Raw genomic sequence first — 22,100 nt, 5'->3', positions numbered from 1 at the left:
CGTTTTTTATGTCGGATGGCGCTGCGCTTATACGACCTACGTCAGCTCAGCAAACTAAATGCAATCATCCCGACAATTGCACCCGTGGTGCCGAGGATGGTTTCCATCATCGTCCAGGTTTTCAGGGTTTGCCCTTCCGTTGCGCCGGTAAATTTACCGAACAGCCAGAAGCCCGCGTCGTTGACGTGGCTCACAACTATTGAACCGCCTGCGATACAGATGGACAGCGCGGCCATCTGCGCGCCGCTGTAGTGCAGCTGTTCGATAACTGGCATAACCAGGCCAACCGCCGTCAGGCAGGCGACCGTTGCTGAACCCTGGATGATGCGCACTGCCGCGGCCAGGATAAAACAGGTCAGCGCAATCGGCAGGCCCATGCCGGTCAGTGCTTCACCTAAAGCCGGGCCGACGCCGGAATCCACCAGCACCTGCTTGAACACGCCACCGGCACCGATAACCAGCAGGATGATGCCCGCAGGCTGCAGCGCGGCGCCGCAGATTTCCATCACCCTTTCTTTCGCCATGCCCTGACGGTAGGCCAGACCATAAATCGCTACCAGACAGGCAACCAGAATCGCGGTGAACGGGTGGCCGACGAACTCCATCCACTCATACAGGGTGGATCCCTGCGGCACGAAGCGCGCGGCGATAGTTTTCAGGCCAACCAGCACCAGCGGCAGCAGGATCAGCGACAGGCTGAAGCCGAACGACGGCAGCTTGCCTTCGCCCAGGTGCGGCTCGGTGATATCGTCAGGAATTTTCAGCTCAACGTATTTGCTGATGAAGTTTCCCCACAGCGGCCCGGCGATAATCATGCCGGGAATGGCCGCGCACAGGCCGATGAGGATCATCCAGCCGAAGTCGGCGTGCATCTGGGAGGCCAGCAGCATCGGCGCAGGCCCCGGCAGCAGAAACGCGGCGGCGGCGGCAACGCCCGCAAACAGAGGAATAACCAGCTTAACGAGGTTGGTGCCGGTATGGCGCGCCATGGAGAACGCCACGCTTATCAGCAGCACGATGGCCACTTCAAAGAACAGCGGCAGCGCGCAGATTAAGCCTGCCAGGCCAATCGCATAATGGGCGCGGCTGTGGCCGAAGGACTTGAGCATTTTGACCGCAATCTGGTCAACGGCGCCCGTTTCATGAAGAATTTTGCCGAACATCGCGCCGAGCGCGACGACGATAGCCAGGAAGCCCAGCGTACCGCCCATCCCTTTTTCCATGGTTGTCGCGATCTTATCGAGCGGCATCCCGGAAAACAGCCCTGCACCTATAGAAACCACCATCAAAGCAACGAAGGCGTGCATGCGCGCCTTCATTACTAAAAACAGCAGCAGCAAAACCGAGCCGACTGCCGTTAAAACAAGCGTTAATGTACTCACTTCGCACTGCCTTTGTTAATCACATCAATTGTGCTGGCGACAACGTCTTCCAGCGGCTGGTCGATATCCACGACCAGAACATCGTTTTCTGCGGCTGGCTCTTCGAGCGTTTCAAACTGGGTGACCAGCATCTGGGTCTTGAAGAAGTGGCCTTTACGCGCCTTCAGGCGGCTTTCGATCACCTCGAAATCCCCTTTCATGTAGATGAATGAGAGGTTCGGGTTGCCGTCGCGCAGCTGGTCGCGGTAATCCTTCTTGAGGGCCGAGCAGACAATCAGGGAGACTTTGTTGGTGCGCTGCATGGCAAAGGCGGCGTCGTTCAGCGCCTTCAGCCACGGCCTGCGGTCCTCGTCGTTTAGCGGCTCGCCGGAGGCCATTTTCATGATGTTGCAGCGAGGATGCAGGAAGTCGCCGTCCAGGAAGGCGGCTTTCAGCTGATGGGCCACTTCGCTGGCGACGGCCGATTTGCCACTGCCAGAAACGCCCATCAGGACGTAGATGTGGTGGTCATGGTTAGTAGTGCTCATAGCGTAGCTCCGACTGGCACAATGATTTCAGAAGTCAGCTTCCCGCGAATACGTACATTTGTTACGGGTAACTGTTATCGGTAACATTGTCAGCAGTGGTTGAGCAATAAGCAATAACCATTCTGTTGCAAAGTGAATAAGTGTGAACTACATCATACTTTGAAAATCTTAGATCGAGCCGCCCGGCGACAGGGTAAAGCCCAGATCCAGCAGCTTCGGCGTCACCTCTTCGCCACGAATTCTCGCCAGCAGACGCTCTGCGCCGATGCGCCCCATGCGCTCACGCGGCGTGAGGACGCTGGCAAGCCTTGGCTCCATCACCTGGCCGATGTCATGGCCGTGGAAGCCGGCAATCGCGATGTCGTGCGGAATGCTCAGGCCCTGGCGCTGGCATTCGAACGCGGCGCCTATCGCTAAATCATCGTTGGTACAGAAGATGCTGTCCAGCTCGGGATATTCGCGCTTTGCCTGGCGGAACAGTTCGATACCGGTGGAATAGGAAGAGGATTGCTCGACCATCACGCTGTAGGGCACCAGCCCCGCGTCCTGCATTGCCTGCTCATAGCCGCGCTTCTTGATAACGGTACGCTCATCGAGGCGTGCGCCGAGGTAGGCCACGTGGCGGTGGCCCCGGCTGATAATGGCGGCGGTCATCTGGCGGGCGGCCTCGAAGTTGTCGAAGCCGACGGCGATATCCAGACAGGGTGAAACGCTGTCCATCAGCTCCACCACCGGAATACCGGCTACCTCAATCATTTTCAGCGTGCGCGGCGTGTGGGAGCGTTCGGTCAGAATCAGCCCGTCGATGTTCCAGGAAAGCATGGACTCCAGGCGCTCTTCTTCCAGCTCCGGCTTGTAGCCGTAGTGGGCGAGCATGGTCTGGTAGCCGTAGGCGTCAATCACGTTTTCGATGCCGCGCAGCACTTCCGCGAACACCTGGTTGGTTAGGGATGGCAGCAGCACGCCGATGGCGCGGCTGGTGGAATTTGAAAGGATATCGGGGGCGCGGTTAGGAATGTAGCCCAGCTCGTCGAGGGCGGCGGCAATCTTCACCTGCAAAGCGGCGGAAACCTGATCGGGATTGCGTAAAAAACGGCTCACCGTCATTTTGGTGATCCCTACGCGATCCGCAACGTCCTGTAGTACCGGTCTTTTCTTTTTCATATTCCGCGCGCGCTTCCTCAACAATGACGCCGAAGTTTAGCACGGACAAAGCACAACCTTCCCCTGTTTAAGAGGAAGGTTGTGACCGGTAACTAACGAGTTTTTTATACTGGCGGTAAATCAAACAGCAGTATCTCGCTCGCTTCGTTGGCGTGCACAGAAATTGCCTGCTCATCCCACACGGCAACCGCATCGCTGGTTTTTGCCTGCGTGCCGTTAATGGACACGTCGCCTTTAACAACCTGGATCCAGATGCGGCGGTTGGCCGGAACCTGATAAACAGACTGCTCGTCTTTCGCCAGCGCCCAGCGTGACAGCTCCATATCCTGATTCACCTTCAGCGAACCGTCACGAGCGTCCGGAGAGAGCACCAGCTGGCGGCCCTGCGGCGCATCAAAACGGCGCTGATCGTAGCGCGGCGTGATGCCGGTTTTTTCTGGAATGATCCAGATCTGGTACAGGCGCAGACGCTCGGTTTTGCTCGGGTTGTACTCGGAGTGGGTGATCCCCGTCCCGGCGCTCATAATCTGAAACTCACCGGCAGGCACTTTCTCTTCGTTGCCCATGCTGTCCCGGTGCGCCACCGCCCCTTCCAGCACGTAGGTCAGGATTTCCATGTCCTTGTGCGGGTGGGTCCCGAAGCCTTCACCGGCTGCAACCACGTCTTCGTTAATGACGCGCAGCGCGGAGAATCCCATATAGTTGGCGTCGTAATAGTTGGCAAAAGAGAAGGTGTGCCAGCTGTCCAACCAACCATGATTTGCGTGACCACGTTCTTCGGCTTTTCTTAAGTAGATCATTTCACTTCTCCTCGATTCGTTTGATGGAGTAAGTGTGGACCCGAAGCGGAGGAGATCATAGAGGGTGAAGTTTGACGCCTCTGTTCAAAAAATATGAACGAGTTTGAGGCGTCAGCGGAGAGGGTTAAGCCAGCGTCACCGTTGAAGGGGAAGCCTGTTCAAAGCCGCGTTCGAGGATCTCAAGGTTGGTTAATGCTTCAGATTCACTGACGAAATTAGGCTTACCGTTGAGGATGGTTTCATACAGCGCGTCGTACACGCGGCCATAGTCGCCCTGCTCCGGCTTCATCTCTTCACGCACGGTCTCACCAGCATCGTTAACGTACTCCAGCACGCCGACGCTGCTGTCTGCCGCAAAGCCCGGCTCACCCGGCATGATGTACGCCTTAAGGCTGGTTTCCTGCTGGTCGATACCGTATTTAACAAAAGAGCCTTTGCTGCCGTGGACGATAAACTTCGGATAATCGATTTTCACCAGGTGGCTGGTTTTCACGATGGCTTTGAGATCGCCATAGAAGAGCTGGGCCTCGAAGGTGTCGTCAGGGTTGGCCTTATTGCGCAGGCTGCGGATGTCATAGGCGACGTGGTCCGGGCGGCCAAACAGCGAGATAATCTGGTCCATGGTGTGTACGCCCAGGCCGTAGAACGCGCCGTCGGCAGGCAGGCCAGGCGTCGTTGCCGCCTCCGGGCGGTACATATCGAAATGGCTTTCCACCTCTACAATCGTGCCCAGCTTGCCGCTTTCGATGGCCTTTTTCATCGTCAGGAAGCAGGAGTCAAAGCGGCGGTTCTGATAAGGCGAAACGGTCAGCCCTTTGGCGCGCGCCAGCTCGAACAGCTCTTTGGCTTCTTTTAACGTTGGGGTAAACGGCTTTTCCACCAGCACATTTTTACCGGCTTCCAGCGCCTTCTTCGCGTAGTCGAAGTGGCTGTCCTGATGGGTGCAGACCACCACCAGCTTCACCTGCGGGTCGTTCAGCACCTCGTCCAGATCGCTGGTGAAATGGATATGTTCGTACTGCGGCTGCCGCTCGACGTCCGGCTTTTCATGACGACGATAGATGTGGGCGACGTGGAATTTGTCTTTGCGAACCAGAACGTAAGGAAGATGGTAGCGGGTGGTGCTTTTGCCAAAACCAATAAAAGCGCAGTGGAGGGTCATTGCTTCGTCCTTTTGACTTTGAATTGCCTTAACCCTACTGCATTCGGCTGCGGATGGCATGCATTTTTGGTGGATGGCGCTGGCGCTTATCCACCCTACGAAACCGCTGTCTCATGGCACTCTGTGGTGGATGGCGCTGGCGCTTATCCACCCTACGAAAAAATTAACCTTTTGAAAAATTACATATATTTTAGACAAATTATTTGGAGTTGTAGCAAGGCGGCCAGGGAGCGAGTCCCGATGAGCTTACTTATGTAAGTGATTCGGGTGAGAGAGTGCAGCCAACGCAGCTACAGCTTCAAATAAGAAGTCTAAAAAAAAAGCCAGCACCCGGCTGGCTAAGTAATACTGGAAGCAATGTGAGCAATGTCGTGCTTTCAGGTTGTCTCCGTAAGGGTCTCCCCTGAACGCATGGCAATAATAATCATTATCATTCGCACTTGTAAAGCTTAATTTGAAAAAATGTGCCGTTGACTTCACAAACAAAGTCAATGATGTTTAAAGGGTTTAACTAACCCATTGAGGATAAAAGGATGAGTGAAATCGTAGTGCGCCACGCAGAAATTGGCGATGCGGAAGCCCTGCATCAAATTTACAGCCAGCCGACGCCGCAGCGCGACACGCTACAGATCCCTCATACCCCTCTAAAAATGTGGGTGGATCGCATAGCGGAGCCTAAACCGGGCAGCCGCAATCTTGTCGCCTGTATCGACGGCAAAGTCGTCGGCCAGCTGATGCTGACGGTTGAGCCGTCCCCGCGCCGCAGCCACGTCGCCACCTTCGGGATGGGCGTGGACAGCAACTTTCACGGTAGAGGCGTGGCCAGCGCGTTAATGGCCGCGATGACCGACCTGTGCGACAACTGGCTGCGTATTGACCGTATAGAGCTGACGGTGTTCACCGATAACGCACCGGCGCTGGCGGTGTACCGTAAGTTTGGCTTCGAAGTGGAAGGCACCGGCAGAAACTTCGGCCTGCGCGACGGGAAGTATGTGGATGCGCACTTTATGGCGCGGCTGAAGCCGGTCTAGGCTGGAGGGAAATGGCGGATGGCGCCTGCGCTTATCCGCCCTACCGCTTTGATTCGTAGGGTGGATAAGCGCGAGCGCCATCCACCGCCACAGCTCAATACCCCTCAGTCAAATCCTCAACCGTACGCGGGTCAGAGGCACCGTAAAGCTTGCCGTCCGGCGCAATCATAATGCTTTGCGTGCTGCCCATCGCTTCCTTCACCACGACCTTTTGCCCCTTCTCACCCAACAGCTTCAGCGTGTCCGGGCTAAAGCCCTTCTCCACCCGCAGCTCGTCCAGCAGCCACTGATGGTGGAAGCGCGGCGCGTTGGTCGCTTCGGCGACGTTCATCCCGAAATCGATGGTGTTAATCACCATTTGCAGCACGGTGGTGATAATACGGCTGCCGCCGGGGCTGCCGGTGACCAGCCAGGTCTTGCCATCTTTTACCACAATCGTGGGCGACATCGACGACAGCGGACGCTTATGCGGCCCCACCGCGTTGGCGTCGCCGCCCACCAGCCCATAAACGTTCGGCACGCCCGGCTTCGCGGAGAAATCGTCCATCTGGTTGTTCATCAGGATACCGGTGTTGCCCGCCACGATGCCGCTGCCGAAGTTGGTGTTCAGCGTGTAGGTCACGGCGACGGCGTTACCGTCTTTATCCACCACCGAGAAGTGCGTGGTCTGGTTGCTTTCATACGGCGCGAGCCTGCCCGGCTTGATGTCGCTCGACGGGCGCGCCTTGTTGACGTCGATTTTCTCCGCCAGGGATTTGGCGTACGCCTTGCTGGTCAGCGCCTGCCACGGCACTTTGACGAAGTCGGGGTCGCCCAGATATTCCGAACGGTCGGCGTAAGCGTATTTTTCCGCCTCGGCTACCAGCTGCATCGCGTCGGCGCTGCCGAAGCCGTATTTCGCGAGGTCGAAGTTTTCCAGGATATTCAGGATCTGCACGATGTGGATCCCGCCGGAGGACGGCGGCGGCATGGAATAAACTTCGTAGCCGCGGTACTCACCGCTGATGGGCTTACGCTCCACGGCTTTGTAATTTGCCAGATCGGCTTTGCTGATTAACCCGCCGCTCTTCGCCATTTCTTCGGCGATCTGGTCGGCAATCGGGCCTTTATAGAAGGCATCCGGGCCGTTTTCGGCAATCAGCTCGAGGCTTTTGGCAAGATTCGCCTGTATTAACCTGTCGCCCTTTTGCAGCAGGCTACCGTCTTTCTTCCAGAAGATGGCCCTGCTGTTTTCATGGCTGGGCAGCACTTCTGAGCCGTACTGTTTGAGATCGTCTGCCAGCGCCTCGTTAACGATATAACCCTCACGCGCCAGCTTAAACGCGGGCTGTATGACCTTGTTCAGCGGCATAGTGCCGTACTTTTCCAGCGCCAGAGAGAAACCGGCGACCGTGCCCGGCGTGCCGGAAGCGAGTGGAGAGGTAAGAGATTTTTTACTGTCGGCATTCCCCTGCTGATCAAGGAACATGTCGCGGGATGCCTTTTCCGGTGCCATTTCACGGAAATCGATGGCGGTTGTTTTACCGTCCTTAGTGCGCAGCAGCATAAAGCCCCCGCCGCCCAGGTTACCGGCCTGCGGATGGGTGACCGCCAGCGCGTAGCCCACCGCAACGGCGGCATCCACCGCGTTACCGCCCTGTTTAAGAATATCAACGCCAACCTGGGTTGCCAGCGCGTCAACGGTGGCAACCATGCCGTGTTCAGCACGCACAGGGTGATAAATATCAGTTTCAACGCCATAGGAGACGGGTGGAGGCGCGGCCCCGGCGGTCAAACAGAGGCTCATCATCAGTGCAGGAATGGCAATCCATCGCCTTGTTTTAATCCAGAAGGTAATCAACGTTTTCATCGCTTTTTTCTCCATGTTCAGGGGGATCACCACCTACAAGACCACATAATCCTGGTCTATAAATCCTAAATAACCATCGCTGTGACGGAAACCGAGTAAACTTAGAGGATGCCCCCAACGGAGGAGGTAAACATGAAAAAACTATTGCTCCTGACGGCCCTGCTGCCTTTTGTCAGTCTTGCACAGCCGCTCAATACCATGAATAACCCAAACCTGCCGGATTACCAGAACCCGACCCACCAGCGGATGCAGACGCAGATGCAGTCGCAGCAAATCCAGCAGAAAGGGATGCTCAACCAGCAGCTGCAAACCCAGAACCGGGTTCAGCAGCAGCAGCTTGAATCGCAGATCAACAATAATTCGCAGCGGGTGCTGAGTTCGCAGCCGGGTGAGTTAAATACCGGCGGGCAACAGATGCTGCCGAATACTAATGGAGGGATGCTGAGTAGCGGGGGGACCTCGGTTCAGCAGGAGCATATGCTACAGCCGAAGGCCAACGGCAGCATGCTGAACCAGAATAATTCCAGCATGACGCAGCCTAATATTCCGTTGAAAACGATTGGGCCTTAACGATCGTGGTGGATGGCGCGAATGCTCGCTTATCCACCCTACGCGTTATTGAGCTTTAAAGTCCGGGCCGATCTCATCAATGCGGTCCGTGCAAATCGCATCGACGCCCCAGCGCAGCAGTTCCGCTGCTCGTTGGGGCGTGTTTACCGTGTACACCAGAATATGCAGCCCTGCCGCTTTCAGCTCCCGCACCTGCCCTTCATCCAGCAATTTATGATTCAGATGGATGGAGACGCACGCCAGGCGTTTGGTCAACTCGCGCCAGTCGTCTCGCCACTCGTCCAGCAGCAAGCCTCGCGGCAGCTCCGGTGCGGCAGTCTGGGCCGCCTCAAGCGCTTCAATGGCAAAGGAAGAGAGCAGCGGTGCCGTTTCCCCTGCCCACAGCTCGCGGGCCGCCAGCGCGATTACCCTGCCGGTCTCGGTTTCCAGACCGCTGGTCGGCTTAATTTCGATATTCGCCATCATGCCGTGCAGCCTGCAGCGCTCCGCCACCTGCGAAAGCAGCGGCAGCGGCTCACCTTTAAACCTGCTGCCAAACCAGCTTCCCGCATCGACGTTAAGCAGCCGATCCCACGGCAGCTCCCCCGCAATGCCCCAGCCGTTGCTGGTGCGCTCAAGCGTATCGTCGTGCAGGAGGAAGATTTGCCCGTCCTTTGACAGCTTCGCATCGAATTCGATCATCGTGTGGCCGTAGCGCGCGCCGACGTCGATGGCCGCCAGGGTATTTTCCGGCGCCAGTTTACCGCCGCCGCGGTGGGCGACGATGGAAGGGTAAGGCCAGTTGCTCATAAACGTTGTCCATTTTCTGCGTCAAAGCTGTCATTTTTAAAGAAATGCAAATTTTGTTCCGGCAGATGCAGCCACAGCTCGCTGCCCGGCTGCGGCCTGACCTGGTGCGAAAGCCGCACAACCACTTTCTGCTTGCCCCAGCGCCCGTGCGCCAGGTTATCTGCGCCGAGCATCTCGAGCGTGTCTAATCGCCAGGGGATACCACCTGCAGATTGTGAGCTTAACGCAATATGTTCCGGGCGGATACCCAGCGTAATAGCCCGTCCGGCCCAGGATAATCGCGGGCTGCCCAGCGGCAGCGCAATGCCCCCTTCCATCTCGAAACGGTAGCCGTCCACGCTGATTTTCCCTTCCAGCAGGTTCATGGCCGGCGAGCCGATAAAGCTCGCCACGAAGCGGCTTGCCGGGCGCTCGTAGACTTCTACCGGGGTACCAATCTGCTCGGCAACGCCTTTGTTCATCACCATCACCCGCTGCGCCAGCGTCATCGCCTCCACCTGATCGTGGGTGACGTACAGGCTGGTGGTATTCAGACGGCGGTGCAGCTGCTGTAGTTCAAGGCGCATCTGCACGCGCAGTTTGGCATCCAGGTTAGAGAGCGGCTCGTCGAAGAGGAACACGGCCGGATCGCGCACGATGGCGCGCCCCATCGCCACGCGCTGACGCTGGCCGCCGGAAAGCTCGCGCGGGCGGCGCTTGAGCAGGTTATCCAGCTCCAGAATACGGGCCGCTTCCAGCACCTTCTGGTGGATATGATCTTTGCCCATGCCGCGAATTTTCAGCCCCCAGGCCATATTCTCTTCCACGCTCATATGCGGATAGAGCGCGTAGTTCTGGAATACCATTGCGATGCCGCGCTCTTTCGGCTCCATCTCGGTGACGCGCTGGCGGTCAATCCAGATATCGCCGCTCGTCACGCGCTCAAGCCCCGCCACCATGCGCAGCAGGGTGGACTTCCCGCAGCCGGAAGGGCCGACCATCACGATAAACTCGCCGTCCGCCACGTCCAGCGTCAGCGGCTGGATCACCTGGGTTTTGCCGTCCCAGCTCTTGGATACTGCCTGTAATTTCAGTCCTGCCATGGGTTATTTCTCACTGTCTACCAGGCCACGCACAAACGCGCGCTGCATTGCTAAAACGATAATTACCGGCGGGATCAGGGTCAGCAGCATGGCCGCCATCACCTGGTTCCACTGGGTGGTGCCTTCGCCGGACGACATCATCCCTTTGATGCCTGCCACCGCGGTGCCGAGGTTCACATCGCTGATAATCAGCAGCGGCCATAAATACTGGTTCCAGCCGTAGATAAAGGTGATGACGAACAGCGCCGCCAGGTTGGTTTTTGACAGCGGCAGCACGATGTCGCGGAGGAAGCGCATCGGCGACGCGCCGTCGATGCGGGCGGCCTCCATCAGCTCGTCCGGCAGCGTCATAAAGAACTGGCGGAACAGGAAGGTGGCGGTTGCCGAGGCCATCAGCGGCAGCGTCAGGCCCGCGTAGCTGTCGAGCATGTGCAGGCTGGCGATGACCTCCACCGTCGGGAAGATCCGCACTTCAACCGGCAGCATCAGGGTGATAAAAATCATCCAGAAGAACAGGTTGCGCAGCGGGAACCTGAACCAGACGATGGCGAAGGCGGAGAGCATCGAGACGGTGATTTTGCCCACGGTGATCGCCAGCGCCATCACGAAGCTGTTGAGAAGCATCAGGCCAAAAGGCGCGCTGTTCGCCCCCACGCCGTGTTGCCAGATGTACGCCATGTTCTCCAGCAGGTGGCCACCGGGGATCAGCGTCATCGGCGTTTCAAACACGGCTTTGTTATCCAGCGTAGCGGCGACGAACGCCACGTACAGCGGGAACAGGATCGCCAGTATGCCGATAATCAGCATGGTATGGCTGAAGAAAGTCAGCCCGCGACGGTTCTCGATCATTGGTAGCGCACCTTACGTTCCACGAAGCGAAACTGAACCACAGTCAGCACGATAACCAGCAGCATCAGCACCACGGACTGCGCCGCCGACGCGGACAAATCCAGCCCGGCAAAGCCTTCGCGGTAAATTTTATAGATAAGCGTGGTGGTCGCCTGCACCGGGCCGCCGCCGGTTGCCGCGTCGATAACCGGGAAGGTATCGAAGAAGGCATAAACCAGATTGACCACCAGCAGGAAGAAGCTCACCGGCGCTATCAGCGGCAGCGAGAGCTTAAAGAAGCGGCGCACCGGCCCGGCACCGTCAATCGCGGCGGCCTCCACCAGCGAGCGGGGAATAGACTGGAGCGCCGCGAAGAAGAACAGAAAGTTGTAGCTGATCTGCTTCCAGACCGAGGCGAACACCACCAGGAACATCGCCTGCCCGCTGTTCTGGGCGTGGTTCCAGTGATAGCCGAACTGCTCCAGCAGATGGGTCAGCAGGCCGCGTCCGGGATTGAAAAGGAAAATCCACAGCACCGCCGCGATGGCGGGCGCCACGGCGTAGGGCAGCAGCATCAGGGTTTGATATAAACGGCTGCCCCGCACCACGTAATCCACCAGGGCTGCGAAAAACAGCGACACCAGCAGCCCGCTGCCCGCCACCAGCCCGCTGAAATAGAGCGTGGTGTAGAACGAATCCAGATAGTAGCTATCGTGGAAAAGCTGCGTGAAGTTATCAAACCCAACGAAGGTGCTGGAAAGCCCAAACGGATCGACGCTCTGCAGCGAGTACCACAGCGCCTCGCCCGCGGGCCAGATGAAGAAGATGACGGTGATAATCAGCTGCGGCAGAAGCAGCGCGTAGGGCAGCCAGCCTGAGCGGAATACCGGACGAGAAGATGACATAAACGATTTTTTCCTGAAAATGTCGGGTGACGGCTTCGCCTTACCCGACCTACAGATAGCGCTTCGTAGGTCGGATCAGCGCCAGCGCCATCCGACACAGCTCAGACTCAGGACTTTGTGGACTGCTCAAAGCGGCGCAGCAGGAGGTTCCCGCGCTCGACGGCCGAGTCCAGCGCCTGCTGAGGGCTCTTCTTGCCGGTCCAGACCGACTCCAGCTCTTCATCCACAATGGTGCGGATCTGCGGCATATTGCCCAGGCGCAGGCCTTTGGTGAACGGCAACGGCGGCTTATTCAGCATCTGACGGGTGGCGATGTCCGCCCCTGGGTTTTTCTCGTAGAAGCCCTGCTCACGGGTCAGGTCGTAGGCGGCTTTGGTAATCGGCAGGTAGCCGGTTTTCTGATGCCACTCGGCGGCAATTTCCGGCTGGGCAAGGAACTGCATAAACTCGGCCACGCCTTTGTAGGTCGCCTTGTCTTTGCCCTGCATCACCCACAGGCTGGCCCCGCCGATAATGGCGTTCTGCGGCGCGCCCTTCACGTCGGCATCGTAAGGCATCATGCCCACGCCGTAGTTGAATTTGGCGTACTGGCGGATGTCGGCCAGCGAGCCAGAAGAGGCCGTGGTAATCGCGCAGTCGCCGCTGTAGAACTTCTCGGTGGATTCATCTTTACGGCCGAAGTAGCTGAAATCACCCTTCTTGTTCAGCGCTTCCAGCAGGGCGATGTGCTTCACCTGCTCCGGCTTGTTGAATTCCAGTACCGCGTCGGTGCCGTCAAAGCCGTTGTTTTTAGTGGCAACCGGCAGGCCGTGCCAGGCGCTGAAGTTTTCGATCTGGATCCAGCCCTGCCAGCCGCTGGCGTAGCCGCACTTCATGCCCGCCGCTTTCAGTTTGGCCGTGTACTCCGCCAGCTCCTGCCAGGTTTTTGGCGGCTGGTCCGGGTTCAGCCCGGCTTTTTTAAAGGCGTCTTTGTTGTAGTACAGCACCGGGGTGGAGCTGTTAAACGGCTGGGAGAGCAGATGCCCGGTTTTCGCGTCGGTGTAATAACCGGAAACCGTCGGCACGAACTGGGATTCGTCGAACTTAATGCCCGCATCGTTAAAGACTTCGTAGACAGGTTTGATAGCTTTTGAGGCCATCATGGTCGCCGTGCCCACTTCGTAAACCTGAAGAATGGCCGGAGCGTTACCGGAACGGAACGCCGCAATGCCCGCCGCCAGGTTCTGCTCGTAGTTGCCCTTATAGACCGGGACAATCTGGTAATCAGGATGCGTCTGGTTAAAGCGGCTTGCCAGGGAGTCGACCTCTTTACCCAGCTCCCCTTCCATAGAGTGCCAGAACGGGATGGACGTTGCGGCAAAAGCGTTGCTGGTAAGCGCACAGCCAAGGGCCATGCAAAGGGCTGTACGTCGTAACGATGCAGTCATGTCTTATCTCTCTTGTTATGAGGCTAAAAGCGCGAAAACACGCGTTTTTGTTCGCATCAAAACATGACATGCGCGAATGACAGAAAAATAACCGGGAGGTGACAGGATCGTGACGATTGCATGTTGGGAAGATGACGGGGAGCTTACGGCATCCTCCCCGACGGTTTATCGATAGCCGTTTTTTTCAGCCTGGTTATTCAGCCATTTGTCGTGGCGGCGCTGCTTTTCCCGCTGGATATCCGTCTGGCTGTCGTAGGCGTCCGGGCAAACGCTGCCCTGGAAGATACGGCAGGGCTGTTCGTCTTCGGGAACATCACGCGGGTCGACCCGCCCGGGCTTTTCGTGCCAGATGGCAGGATCTGAAGGGTCAAAAGCCTTCTTACTTTCGCCGGCCTGAGCCTGCGCGGCCATTACCAGCACCAAAAATAACAGGTATTTCATTTCGATCTCCTTATCGTTTCGATAGCGCATTTCCTGTAGGGCGAACAAGAAAGCCTCATTCGCCCTGCAAAAATCAGCCGCCCAGATAGGCGCTGCGCACCGCTTCGTTGGCCAGAAGCGCGTCGCCGGTATCTTCCAGCACGACGTGGCCGTTTTCCAGCACGTAGCCACGGTCCGCCAGCTTCAGCGCCTGGTTGGCGTTTTGCTCCACCAGGAAGATGGTCATGCCTTCGCTGCGCAGCTGCTCGATGGTGTCGAAAATCTGCTGAATGATGATCGGCGCGAGGCCCAGCGACGGCTCGTCGAGCAGCAGCAGGCGCGGCTGGCTCATCAATGCGCGGCCAATGGCCAGCATCTGCTGTTCACCGCCGGACATGGTACCAGCACGCTGGATGCGGCGTTCATACAGGCGTGGGAACAGATCGTAGACGCGCTTGATGCGGGTCTGGAACTGGTCACGCTCCGCGAAGAAACCGCCCATCGCCAGATTCTCTTCCACCGTCATGCGTGAGAAGACGCGGCGGCCTTCCGGCACAATCGCAACCGCTTCTCGCATGATGCGCGCGGTTTGCCAGTCGGTAATGTCTTTGCCATCAAACGTAATTTTGCCGCTGGATGCACGCGGGTCGCCGCAGAGCGTACCCAGCAGCGTGGTTTTACCCGCACCGTTCGCGCCAATCAGGGTCACGATCTCACCCTGCTTGATGTGCAGACTGACCTCGTGCAGCGCCTGGATCTTGCCGTAGTGGGCGCTTACGTGGTCAAAGGACAGCATCATATTTTCCATCTTAAGCCTCTCCCAGATAGGCGCGGATCACGTCAGGGTTGTTACGGATTTGCTCCGGCGTGCCGTTGGCAAGCGGAGTTCCCTGGTTTACCACGTAGATCCGGTCAGAAATGCCCATCACCAGCTTCATGTCGTGCTCAATCAGCAGCACGGTGGTGTTGTGGTGATTACGTAGCTCCATGATCAGCTCATCGAGCTCGTGGGTTTCTTTCGGGTTAAGGCCAGCGGCAGGTTCATCCAGCATCAGGATTTCCGGCTGGGTGACCATGCAGCGTGCAATTTCCAGACGACGCTGGTCGCCGTACGCCAGGTTGCTCGCCTGGCGGTTTGCCTGCTCGAGCAGGCCGATACGTTCAAGCCAGGTGGCGGCCCGGTCCAGCGCTTCGCTTTGCGCGCGGCGGAAGCCAGGGGTTTTGAGCAGGCCGGAGAACACGCCGGTTTTCAGCTGCATATGCTGGGCCACCAGCAGGTTTTCAATCACCGTCATTTCGCGGAACAGACGCACGTGCTGGAAAGTACGCACCACGCCCATGCGGGCAATCTGCTGACCCGGCAGGCCTTCCAGGTGCTGGTCGCGCAGCATGATGGTGCCGCCGGTCGGCTTATAAAAGCCCGTCAGGCAGTTGAAAACGGTGGTTTTACCGGCGCCGTTCGGGCCGATTAACGACACAATTTCCTGAGGATGCAGCTCAAGGGCGACATTGTTGACGGCGAGCAGGCCGCCGAAACGCATCATCAGGCCGTTTACGGATAACAGTGGCTGACTCATGCCTGCTCCCCTTTCACTTGTTCTATCTGCGCCTTCTTCAGCTTAAGCTGCGGGCGCGTCATTGGCAGCAGCCCCTGCGGACGCCAGATCATCATCAGCACCATCAGGCCGCCCAGCACCAGCATGCTGTACTCATTCAGATCGCGCATCAGCTCGCGGGAGACAACCAGCAGCACCGCGGCGAGGATAACGGCAAACTGCGAGCCCATCCCGCCCAGCACCACGATGGCCAGCACGAAGGCAGACTCGGCGAAGGTGAAGGATTCCGGGCTAACGAAGCCCTGGCGCGCGGCAAACAGCGTGCCGGCAAAACCGGCGAACGCGGCGCTGATGGTGAAAGCGGTCAGCTTAATGCGCGTCGGGTTCAGACCCAGCGAGCGGCAGGCGATTTCATCTTCACGCAGCGCTTCCCACGCGCGGCCAAGCGGCATGCGCAGCAGACGGTTAATCACGAACAGGGACAGCACCACCAGCAGCAGCGCGACCAGATAGAGGAAGATAATCCTGTCGCCCGGGTTGTAGGCGATATTGAAGAAGTTGCTGAACGTATCCCAGCCCCCTTCCCGCGCGGTGCGGCTGAACTCCAGGCCGAACAGCGTTGGCTTAGGGATCTGGCTGATGCCGTTCGGGCCGCCGGTGATCTCGGTATTGTTCAGCAGCAGGATACGGACGATTTCGCCGAAGCCGAGCGTCACAATGGCCAGATAGTCACCGCGCAGACGCAGTACCGGGAAGCCGAGCAGGAAGCCCGCAGCAGCCGACACCAGGCCCGCCAGCGGCAGGCAGGTCCAGAAGCCCAGGCCGTAATAGTGGTTCAGCAGGGCGAAGGTATAAGCGCCAATCGCATAGAAACCACCGTAACCCAGCACCAGCAGGCCAGACAGGCCAACCACCACGTTCAGACCCAGACCCAGAATGATATAGATCATCGTCAGCGTCGCGATATCCACCGTGCCACGGGAAACGACGAACGGCCATGCTACGGCGAGGATCAGCAGCGCAAACAGGAAGATTTTTTGTTTTGGCGTGGAGCCGTCCAGCGCGGGCAGCACAAACTTCGGCCCGGAGACTTTTTTAAGCCCCTTCTGGAACGCCGGGCGCAGCAGCTGGAAGACGAAAACAATCGCCGTACCAATCCACACCCACTCCCAGCGCACGGAACCCGCGCTGTTGACCACCAGTTTGGTGCCGTCGAGGCTCAGCTGCACGCCCATAAAGACGCCGGCCAGCACGAAGAACATCGCCGCCGACAGGGCAGAAAAAACAATATGCATCGGTTTCATACTTTCTCAACCTCCGGACGACCCAGAATCCCGGTAGGCATCACCAGCAGCACCACAATCAGCAGGGCAAAGGAGACAACGTCTTTGTATTCCGTGCTCAGGTAGGCGGAGGTCAGCGCTTCGGCCACGCCCAGAATCAGACCGCCAATCATCGCGCCTGGAATACTGCCAATGCCGCCAAGTACCGCGGCGGTAAAGGCCTTCATACCGGCCATAAAGCCGATGTACGGGTTGATAACGCCGTAGAACTGGCCGAGCAGCACGCCCGCCACCGCGGCCATAGCGGCACCGATAACGAAGGTTAAAGAGATAACGCGGTCGGTGTTAATCCCGAGCAGGCTCGCCATTTTCAGGTCTTCCGCACAGGCGCGGCAGGCGCGGCCCATGCGTGAATAGCGAATGAACAGCGTCAGCGCCAGCATCGCCAGGAAGGTCACCACCCAGATAACGAGCTGCATGGTGGTAATGGTGGCGGTGAAGTTTTCGCTCGCCCCCACAACCCACTGCCCGTTAAACAGGCTTGGCAGGGCGATATCGCGGGAACCTTCGGTGAGGCTGACATAGTTTTGCAGGAAGATGGACATCCCGATGGCGGAGATCAGGGCAATCAGGCGCTTGGAGTTACGCACCGGCTTGTAGGCCACGCGTTCAATGCTCCAGCCGTAGGCGCTGGCGATGATAATCGCCCCGAGGAAGCCTGCGCCTACCAGCATCCAGCCCACGTCGATACCCAGCATCATTAACGCTGCGATGATCATAAACGAGACGTAGCTGCCGATCATATAGACTTCGCCGTGGGCGAAGTTGATCATGCCGATAATGCCGTACACCATGGTATAGCCGATGGCGATCAGCGCGTAGGTACTGCCCAGCGTGACGCCGTTAAACATCTGCTGCAAGAAATAGAGAAACTGCTCGGACATAACTTAACCTTATTATTCCCTCCGGGCGTTGCGCCCGGAAGGTGGGATGACTGAAGTAGCCTTCGCCTTATTTCGCCACGGAGGACGAACCGTCGGCGTGCCACTGGAAGACACCAAACTCAAATCCTTTCAGATCGCCTTTCTCATCCCAGCTCAGCGGCCCAATCACGGTTTTCGCACCGTTTGCTTTCAAATCTTTCACTACATCAGCCGGTTCTGCGCTGCCGGTACGCTCAAGCGCGGTAGCCAGAGACTGCACGGCTGCGTAGGTGATCCACACGTACGGGCCGCTCGGGTCTTTTTTCTCTGCCTTCAGCGCGTCAACGATAGCTTTGTTCGCCGGATCCTGGTCATAGCGTTTTGGCATCGTCACCAGCATGCCTTCACCCGCCTGGCCTGCGATGTTAGACAGGGATGCGTTACCCACGCCTTCCGGTCCCATAAACTGCGTTTTCAGACCAACGGCACGCGCCTGGCGCAGGATCTGCCCCATTTCCGGGTAGTAGCCGCCGTAGTAAACGAAGTCGATATTTTCTTTTTGCAGACGGGCAACCAGCGTGGAGAAGTCTTTGTCCCCTGCGGTGATGCCATCAAAGAAGACGATGTTCGCACCACCTTTTTTCAGGCCGTCCTGTACGGAACGCGCCAGACCTTCACCATATTGTTGCTTATCGTGAATGATGGCGATGCGCTGCGGCTTAACGTGCTGAAGGATATAGTTAGAGGCGGTTGGCCCCTGGGAGGAATCCAGACCGGCGGTACGCATGATCATCTCGTAGCCGCGGCTCGTCAGCTCCGGGTTGGTCGCGCCAGGCGTGATCATCAGAATGCCTTCGTCTTCATAGATATCAGAAGCGGGCTGCGTTGATGATGAGCAAAGGTGGCCGATGACGTAGCGCACGCCGTCGTTAACGATTTTGTTAGCGACCGCAACGGCTTGTTTTGGATCGCAGGCGTCGTCATATTCAACCGCGACAAGCTTGTCGCCTTTGATGCCGCCTTTGGCATTGATGTCTTTGATAGCCTGGCGTGCACCGTTGAACTCCATGTCACCCCATTGCGCCACCGGGCCGGACATCGCCCCGACAACGGCGACTTTAATGTCTGCAGCGGCTGCCGCGTGAGACATCGCCAGAGCAACCATGCCTGCGAGTAACGTCTTCGCGTTCATTTTCATCCGTTTCAATCCCCATTCTTTCGTGATTTTGTGGTTTTATGCTGGTCAAAAAACGGCTGCGCTTTTTGTAATCAATTTATGATTTTTACCAGTGCCTTTAATGGCTTAGCGGCAAAATTTACAATATTTCCGGCTAAAAGCTCTATTTTTCAGGCGATTAAGCAGAGATATTATTCTGTATTTGAGCAGAGTGAAACAAAAAAAAGTGCCATTTTCAGCATAAAATAGCGGTACAAAGAGCGGAATAAAATGCTGGGTTTTAGGGTTTTATACTGACCATATTTCAATCTGACGTGTTTCGAACTGCTTAATGTTTGTCACAGAATGCAATCGGCTGCCAGGACGCAGAAAAAAGATAAAGCGTCTGGGGTAAATAAATTGGTTACACTCTGTGTTTTCCCGCTTTTTGGTTAGCTCGCTTATGAAACTCACCATCATTCGTCTGTTTGAGTGTAGTGCCCAGGATAAGATCGATCTCGCTAAGATCTGGCCGGAATACTCCAGCGCTTCGCTCCAGATTACCGATACCCAGCGCATCTATGCCGCGAAGTTTAACGATCGCCTGCTCGGCGCGGTGCGCGTTACGCTGGCGGGAACATCGGGCACGCTGGACTCTTTGCGGGTGCGTGAAATCACGCGTCGGCGCGGCGTGGGGCAATATCTGATTGAAGAAGTGCTGCGCGATAACGCGGAAATCACCAGCTGGTGGATGAACGACGCTGGCGTGGAAGATCGCAGCGTGATGGCGGCGTTTATGCAGGCTTTGGGGTTTCGGGCGCAGACGGGCGGCTGGGAGAAATAAAATATGTGACGGATGACGCAGGCTTATCCGACCTGCGCAACGCATTTGTAGGGTGAATAAGCGCTAGCGTCATCCACCAAAAAACCCGCCCTGACGGGCGGGTCCATCAAACCTTACTTAGCGTCGGTCGCTGTACCGTCGGCATGCCAGGTAAAGACGCCGAACTCAAAGCCCTTCAGGTCACCTTTCTGATCCCAGGACAGCGGGCCCATAACGGTATCCACCGAGCTGGCTTTCAGATACGTAGCAATTTCAGCAGGATCTTCTGACTTATTCAGACCAGCCGCCAGAGACTGCAACGCAGCGTAGGTAGTCCACACGAATGCACCGCTTGGATCCTGTTTCTTCGCTTTGATCGCATCTACAACAGGTTTGTTAGCAGGAACCTGGTCGTAGTTCTTCGGCTTGGTCACTAACAGGCCTTCAGCGGATGCGCCGGCAATGTTAGACAGCGAAACGTTCGCCACGCCTTCCGGGCCCATAAACTGAGTTTTCAGGCCTGCCGCGCGGGACTGACGCAGGATCTGGCCCATCTCCGGGTGGTAGCCGCCGTAGTAAACAAAATCGATATTCTCTTTCTTCAGGCGCGCCACCAGCGTGGAGAAGTCTTTCTCGCCTGCGGTGATGCCGTCAAAGAACACCACGTTAGCACCGCCCTTCTTCAGGCTGTCCTGAACGGAACGCGCCAGGCCTTCGCCGTACTGCTGCTTATCGTGAATGACCGCGATGTTTTTCGGCTTCACGTGTTCAAGAATATACTTCGCCGCGGTTGGCCCCTGGTCGGAATCCAGACCTGTGGTACGCAGGGTCAGTTTGTAACCACGTGACGTCAGCTCTGGCGCCGTTGCCGCAGGAGTGATCATCAGAATGCCTTCGTCTTCATAGATATCAGACGCGGGCTGTGTGGAAGAAGAGCACAGGTGGCCGATAACGTATTTGATGCCGTCGTTAACCACTTTGTTGGCAACCGCTACCGCTTGTTTCGGGTCGCAGGCGTCGTCGTATTTGGTGATGACCAGCTTGTCGCCTTTAATGCCGCCTTTGGCGTTAATATCCGCAACGGCCTGCTCTGCACCGGTGAATTCCTGGTCGCCGTACTGGGCAACCGGGCCGGACATGGCGCCGACAACCGCAACTTTAATATCCTTAGCGAATGCCGCATTGCTCATTGCGAGCGCGATACAACCAGCCAGTAAGGCTTTGCCCTTCATTTTCATCCTGAGAATCCCCGTTCTTATTGTGATTGGTCTTTGTTGTGTTGTTTTGGCACTGTTTTTTTGATGTGGAGATTACCGCGCAGGCCATCGCCGCACTCCGTGCTAAAAACATACCCGATTTTGGGCTTTTTGGAATAACAATTTTGTCACGTTTGAGAAGGGGATAGCGCGGGCATAAAAAAACCGCCCCGGGAGGCGGTTTTTTATCTGGCTTGAAAAACTCAGGCTTCGATAGCCATGCGCAACTTTTTCATCGCGTTCTTTTCAAGCTGGCGAACACGCTCTGCGGAGACGCCGTAGCGGTCTGCGAGCTCCTGCAACGTGCTCTTGTTGTCTTCGTCTAACCAGCGTGCGCGGATGATGTCCTGGCTACGCTCGTCCAGGCCCAGCATGGCATCGCTGAGTTTGTCAGCGGCGTGGGATTCCCAGTTGTCGTCTTCGATGCCGTCGGCAAAGTTAGACGTTTTGTCCTGTAAGAACAGAACCGGGGCCATTGGCGCGCTGTCGGCATCGTCATCGTTGCCCATGTCAAAGGTCATGTCCTGCGCCGCCATGCGGGATTCCATTTCACGCACGTCTTTGCTGGAAACCCCCAGCTCGCTGGCGACCATTTCCACTTCGTCCTGGTTAAACCAGCCCAGACGCTGCTTGCTTTTACGCAGGTTAAAGAACAGCTTACGCTGAGCTTTAGTCGTAGCGACTTTCACAATACGCCAGTTACGCAGTACGTATTCGTGAATTTCAGCTTTGATCCAGTGCACGGCAAAGGAGACCAGACGCACACCCACTTCCGGGTTGAAGCGGCGCACGGCTTTCATCAGGCCGATGTTACCTTCCTGGATGAGGTCCGCCTGCGGCAGGCCGTAGCCCGAATAGTTACGAGCGATGTGAACAACAAAGCGCAGGTGAGACAGGATCAGCCTTTTCGCTGCTTCCAGATCGCCCTGGTAATGCAGCTTTTCAGCCAGCTCCTTCTCTTCCTCAGCCGTTAACATCGGCCAGGTGTTAGCAGCCCGGATATAGGATTCCAGGTTACCAACAGGGGCTAAAGCTAAAGTATGCATATCTTTGGTCATTCAAACCCTCTCTTAGAGATTACGTACAGGTTGCCACAACGATTTACAGGGCAAAGGCGCTGACTCCACGTCAGGGCGCCAAACCGTACCATTCACACTACTCTCAGAC

General features: G+C 57.1%; 22 protein-coding genes. 3 read left to right on the top strand and 19 right to left on the bottom strand.

The genetic code is table 11. The annotated features are described in order from the left end of the window. Positions 1 to 41: 41 nt before the first annotated feature. The 5 genes from gntU to AAE045_RS15030 form a co-directional block, all read right to left on the bottom strand. The gene (gene gntU / locus AAE045_RS15050) at positions 42 to 1,382 is read right to left on the bottom strand and encodes a gluconate transporter (RefSeq protein ID WP_271127674.1); all 1,341 of its coding nucleotides are present in this window, start codon (positions 1,380 to 1,382) and stop codon (positions 42 to 44) included. Then, positions 1,379 to 1,909: a gluconokinase gene (gntK, locus tag AAE045_RS15045; protein ID WP_202305399.1), complete on the bottom strand. Its 531-nt coding sequence runs from the start codon at positions 1,907 to 1,909 to the stop codon at positions 1,379 to 1,381. The genes gntU and gntK overlap by 4 nt, the downstream gene beginning before the upstream one ends. 168 nt (positions 1,910 to 2,077) lie before the next feature. Beyond that, complete coding sequence (gene gntR, locus AAE045_RS15040; RefSeq protein ID WP_455426569.1) at positions 2,078 to 3,073, bottom strand: gluconate operon transcriptional repressor GntR; 996 nt, start codon at positions 3,071 to 3,073, stop codon at positions 2,078 to 2,080. Positions 3,074 to 3,177: 104 nt separating this feature from the next. Beyond that, positions 3,178 to 3,873 carry a pirin family protein gene (locus AAE045_RS15035; protein ID WP_202305396.1) on the bottom strand — a complete coding sequence of 232 codons (696 nt, stop codon included), beginning with the start codon at positions 3,871 to 3,873 and terminating at the stop codon, positions 3,178 to 3,180. Between the two features lie 124 nt (positions 3,874 to 3,997). Continuing rightward, the gene (locus AAE045_RS15030; protein WP_455548422.1) at positions 3,998 to 5,035 is read right to left on the bottom strand and encodes an oxidoreductase; all 1,038 of its coding nucleotides are present in this window, start codon (positions 5,033 to 5,035) and stop codon (positions 3,998 to 4,000) included. A 533-nt stretch (positions 5,036 to 5,568) separates the two neighbouring features. Between AAE045_RS15030 and yhhY the strand changes: the two genes are divergently transcribed. Beyond that, positions 5,569 to 6,066 carry an N-acetyltransferase gene (yhhY, locus tag AAE045_RS15025; protein ID WP_202308312.1) on the top strand — a complete coding sequence of 166 codons (498 nt, stop codon included), beginning with the start codon at positions 5,569 to 5,571 and terminating at the stop codon, positions 6,064 to 6,066. Between the two features lie 94 nt (positions 6,067 to 6,160). Here yhhY and ggt read toward each other — a convergent pair whose 3' ends face one another. Beyond that, positions 6,161 to 7,915: a gamma-glutamyltransferase gene (gene ggt / locus AAE045_RS15020; protein WP_455548421.1), complete on the bottom strand. Its 1,755-nt coding sequence runs from the start codon at positions 7,913 to 7,915 to the stop codon at positions 6,161 to 6,163. Between the two features lie 132 nt (positions 7,916 to 8,047). On the opposite strand from ggt, the gene AAE045_RS15015 reads away from it, so the two are divergent. After that, positions 8,048 to 8,485: a DUF2756 family protein gene (locus AAE045_RS15015; RefSeq protein WP_455548420.1), complete on the top strand. Its 438-nt coding sequence runs from the start codon at positions 8,048 to 8,050 to the stop codon at positions 8,483 to 8,485. A 45-nt stretch (positions 8,486 to 8,530) separates the two neighbouring features. Here the strand turns inward: AAE045_RS15015 and ugpQ are convergent, their stop codons facing one another. The 11 genes from ugpQ to livK form a co-directional block, all read right to left on the bottom strand. Then, positions 8,531 to 9,274: a glycerophosphodiester phosphodiesterase gene (gene ugpQ / locus AAE045_RS15010; protein WP_455548419.1), complete on the bottom strand. Its 744-nt coding sequence runs from the start codon at positions 9,272 to 9,274 to the stop codon at positions 8,531 to 8,533. Next, a complete protein-coding gene (locus AAE045_RS15005) occupies positions 9,271 to 10,356 on the bottom strand; it encodes a sn-glycerol-3-phosphate import ATP-binding protein UgpC (RefSeq protein ID WP_455548418.1) in 1,086 nt (361 codons plus the stop codon). Before AAE045_RS15005 ends, ugpQ begins: the two co-directional genes overlap by 4 nt. 3 nt (positions 10,357 to 10,359) lie before the next feature. Then, the gene (gene ugpE, locus AAE045_RS15000) at positions 10,360 to 11,205 is read right to left on the bottom strand and encodes a sn-glycerol-3-phosphate ABC transporter permease UgpE (RefSeq protein ID WP_455548417.1); all 846 of its coding nucleotides are present in this window, start codon (positions 11,203 to 11,205) and stop codon (positions 10,360 to 10,362) included. Then, entirely contained in the window at positions 11,202 to 12,089 is an 888-nt protein-coding gene (ugpA, locus tag AAE045_RS14995; RefSeq protein WP_455548416.1) for a sn-glycerol-3-phosphate ABC transporter permease UgpA, read from the bottom strand. The genes ugpE and ugpA overlap by 4 nt, the downstream gene beginning before the upstream one ends. 107 nt (positions 12,090 to 12,196) lie before the next feature. Next, a complete protein-coding gene (gene ugpB / locus AAE045_RS14990) occupies positions 12,197 to 13,516 on the bottom strand; it encodes a sn-glycerol-3-phosphate ABC transporter substrate-binding protein UgpB (RefSeq protein ID WP_455548415.1) in 1,320 nt (439 codons plus the stop codon). A gap of 165 nt (positions 13,517 to 13,681) precedes the next feature. Further along, positions 13,682 to 13,957 (bottom strand): hypothetical protein, encoded by a 276-nt coding sequence (locus AAE045_RS14985; protein ID WP_455548414.1) that lies wholly within the window; start codon positions 13,955 to 13,957, stop codon positions 13,682 to 13,684. 73 nt (positions 13,958 to 14,030) lie between these two features. Then, the gene (gene livF / locus AAE045_RS14980; RefSeq protein WP_271127665.1) at positions 14,031 to 14,744 is read right to left on the bottom strand and encodes a high-affinity branched-chain amino acid ABC transporter ATP-binding protein LivF; all 714 of its coding nucleotides are present in this window, start codon (positions 14,742 to 14,744) and stop codon (positions 14,031 to 14,033) included. 1 nt (position 14,745) lies between these two features. Continuing rightward, positions 14,746 to 15,513: a high-affinity branched-chain amino acid ABC transporter ATP-binding protein LivG gene (livG, locus tag AAE045_RS14975; RefSeq protein ID WP_455548413.1), complete on the bottom strand. Its 768-nt coding sequence runs from the start codon at positions 15,511 to 15,513 to the stop codon at positions 14,746 to 14,748. Further along, positions 15,510 to 16,796 carry a high-affinity branched-chain amino acid ABC transporter permease LivM gene (locus AAE045_RS14970; protein ID WP_455548412.1) on the bottom strand — a complete coding sequence of 429 codons (1,287 nt, stop codon included), beginning with the start codon at positions 16,794 to 16,796 and terminating at the stop codon, positions 15,510 to 15,512. Before AAE045_RS14970 ends, livG begins: the two co-directional genes overlap by 4 nt. Further along, positions 16,793 to 17,719: a high-affinity branched-chain amino acid ABC transporter permease LivH gene (livH, locus tag AAE045_RS14965; protein WP_455548411.1), complete on the bottom strand. Its 927-nt coding sequence runs from the start codon at positions 17,717 to 17,719 to the stop codon at positions 16,793 to 16,795. The genes AAE045_RS14970 and livH overlap by 4 nt, the downstream gene beginning before the upstream one ends. Before the next feature lie 67 nt (positions 17,720 to 17,786). Further along, positions 17,787 to 18,896, bottom strand: coding sequence for a high-affinity branched-chain amino acid ABC transporter substrate-binding protein LivK (livK, locus tag AAE045_RS14960; protein ID WP_455548410.1), 1,110 nt, complete (start codon positions 18,894 to 18,896; stop codon positions 17,787 to 17,789). Positions 18,897 to 19,317: 421 nt separating this feature from the next. Between livK and panM the strand changes: the two genes are divergently transcribed. After that, positions 19,318 to 19,698 (top strand): aspartate 1-decarboxylase autocleavage activator PanM, encoded by a 381-nt coding sequence (gene panM / locus AAE045_RS14955; protein WP_455548409.1) that lies wholly within the window; start codon positions 19,318 to 19,320, stop codon positions 19,696 to 19,698. A gap of 113 nt (positions 19,699 to 19,811) precedes the next feature. Here panM and AAE045_RS14950 read toward each other — a convergent pair whose 3' ends face one another. Continuing rightward, complete coding sequence (locus tag AAE045_RS14950) at positions 19,812 to 20,915, bottom strand: branched-chain amino acid ABC transporter substrate-binding protein (RefSeq protein WP_455548408.1); 1,104 nt, start codon at positions 20,913 to 20,915, stop codon at positions 19,812 to 19,814. 221 nt (positions 20,916 to 21,136) lie between these two features. Continuing rightward, positions 21,137 to 21,991: an RNA polymerase sigma factor RpoH gene (rpoH, locus tag AAE045_RS14945; RefSeq protein ID WP_271127660.1), complete on the bottom strand. Its 855-nt coding sequence runs from the start codon at positions 21,989 to 21,991 to the stop codon at positions 21,137 to 21,139. Between the last annotated feature and the right edge of the window lie 109 nt (positions 21,992 to 22,100).

It is taken from the genome of Dryocola clanedunensis, from assembly GCF_038405435.1.
GTDB classification, from domain to species: domain Bacteria; phylum Pseudomonadota; class Gammaproteobacteria; order Enterobacterales; family Enterobacteriaceae; genus Dryocola; species Dryocola clanedunensis_A.
The sequence above is the reverse complement of the archived record's forward strand: the minus strand, read 5'-3'. Positions and strand labels throughout refer to the sequence as shown.

Coding starts and splice junctions, on each gene's coding strand:
- livH (WP_455548411.1), bottom strand. CDS start 17,719: ATGTCCGAGCAGTTTCTCTATTTCTTGCAGCAGATGTTTAACGGCGTC.
- AAE045_RS14970 (WP_455548412.1), bottom strand. CDS start 16,796: ATGAAACCGATGCATATTGTTTTTTCTGCCCTGTCGGCGGCGATGTTC.
- livG (WP_455548413.1), bottom strand. CDS start 15,513: ATGAGTCAGCCACTGTTATCCGTAAACGGCCTGATGATGCGTTTCGGC.
- AAE045_RS14950 (WP_455548408.1), bottom strand. CDS start 20,915: ATGAAAATGAAGGGCAAAGCCTTACTGGCTGGTTGTATCGCGCTCGCA.
- livF (WP_271127665.1), bottom strand. CDS start 14,744: ATGGAAAATATGATGCTGTCCTTTGACCACGTAAGCGCCCACTACGGC.
- ugpE (WP_455548417.1), bottom strand. CDS start 11,205: ATGATCGAGAACCGTCGCGGGCTGACTTTCTTCAGCCATACCATGCTG.
- gntK (WP_202305399.1), bottom strand. CDS start 1,909: ATGAGCACTACTAACCATGACCACCACATCTACGTCCTGATGGGCGTT.
- ugpQ (WP_455548419.1), bottom strand. CDS start 9,274: ATGAGCAACTGGCCTTACCCTTCCATCGTCGCCCACCGCGGCGGCGGT.
- AAE045_RS14985 (WP_455548414.1), bottom strand. CDS start 13,957: ATGAAATACCTGTTATTTTTGGTGCTGGTAATGGCCGCGCAGGCTCAG.
- ggt (WP_455548421.1), bottom strand. CDS start 7,915: ATGAAAACGTTGATTACCTTCTGGATTAAAACAAGGCGATGGATTGCC.
- ugpA (WP_455548416.1), bottom strand. CDS start 12,089: ATGTCATCTTCTCGTCCGGTATTCCGCTCAGGCTGGCTGCCCTACGCG.
- AAE045_RS15035 (WP_202305396.1), bottom strand. CDS start 3,873: ATGATCTACTTAAGAAAAGCCGAAGAACGTGGTCACGCAAATCATGGT.
- panM (WP_455548409.1), top strand. CDS start 19,318: ATGAAACTCACCATCATTCGTCTGTTTGAGTGTAGTGCCCAGGATAAG.
- yhhY (WP_202308312.1), top strand. CDS start 5,569: ATGAGTGAAATCGTAGTGCGCCACGCAGAAATTGGCGATGCGGAAGCC.
- AAE045_RS15030 (WP_455548422.1), bottom strand. CDS start 5,035: ATGACCCTCCACTGCGCTTTTATTGGTTTTGGCAAAAGCACCACCCGC.
- AAE045_RS15015 (WP_455548420.1), top strand. CDS start 8,048: ATGAAAAAACTATTGCTCCTGACGGCCCTGCTGCCTTTTGTCAGTCTT.
- AAE045_RS15005 (WP_455548418.1), bottom strand. CDS start 10,356: ATGGCAGGACTGAAATTACAGGCAGTATCCAAGAGCTGGGACGGCAAA.
- ugpB (WP_455548415.1), bottom strand. CDS start 13,516: ATGACTGCATCGTTACGACGTACAGCCCTTTGCATGGCCCTTGGCTGT.
- gntR (WP_455426569.1), bottom strand. CDS start 3,073: ATGAAAAAGAAAAGACCGGTACTACAGGACGTTGCGGATCGCGTAGGG.
- livK (WP_455548410.1), bottom strand. CDS start 18,896: ATGAAAATGAACGCGAAGACGTTACTCGCAGGCATGGTTGCTCTGGCG.
- rpoH (WP_271127660.1), bottom strand. CDS start 21,991: ATGACCAAAGATATGCATACTTTAGCTTTAGCCCCTGTTGGTAACCTG.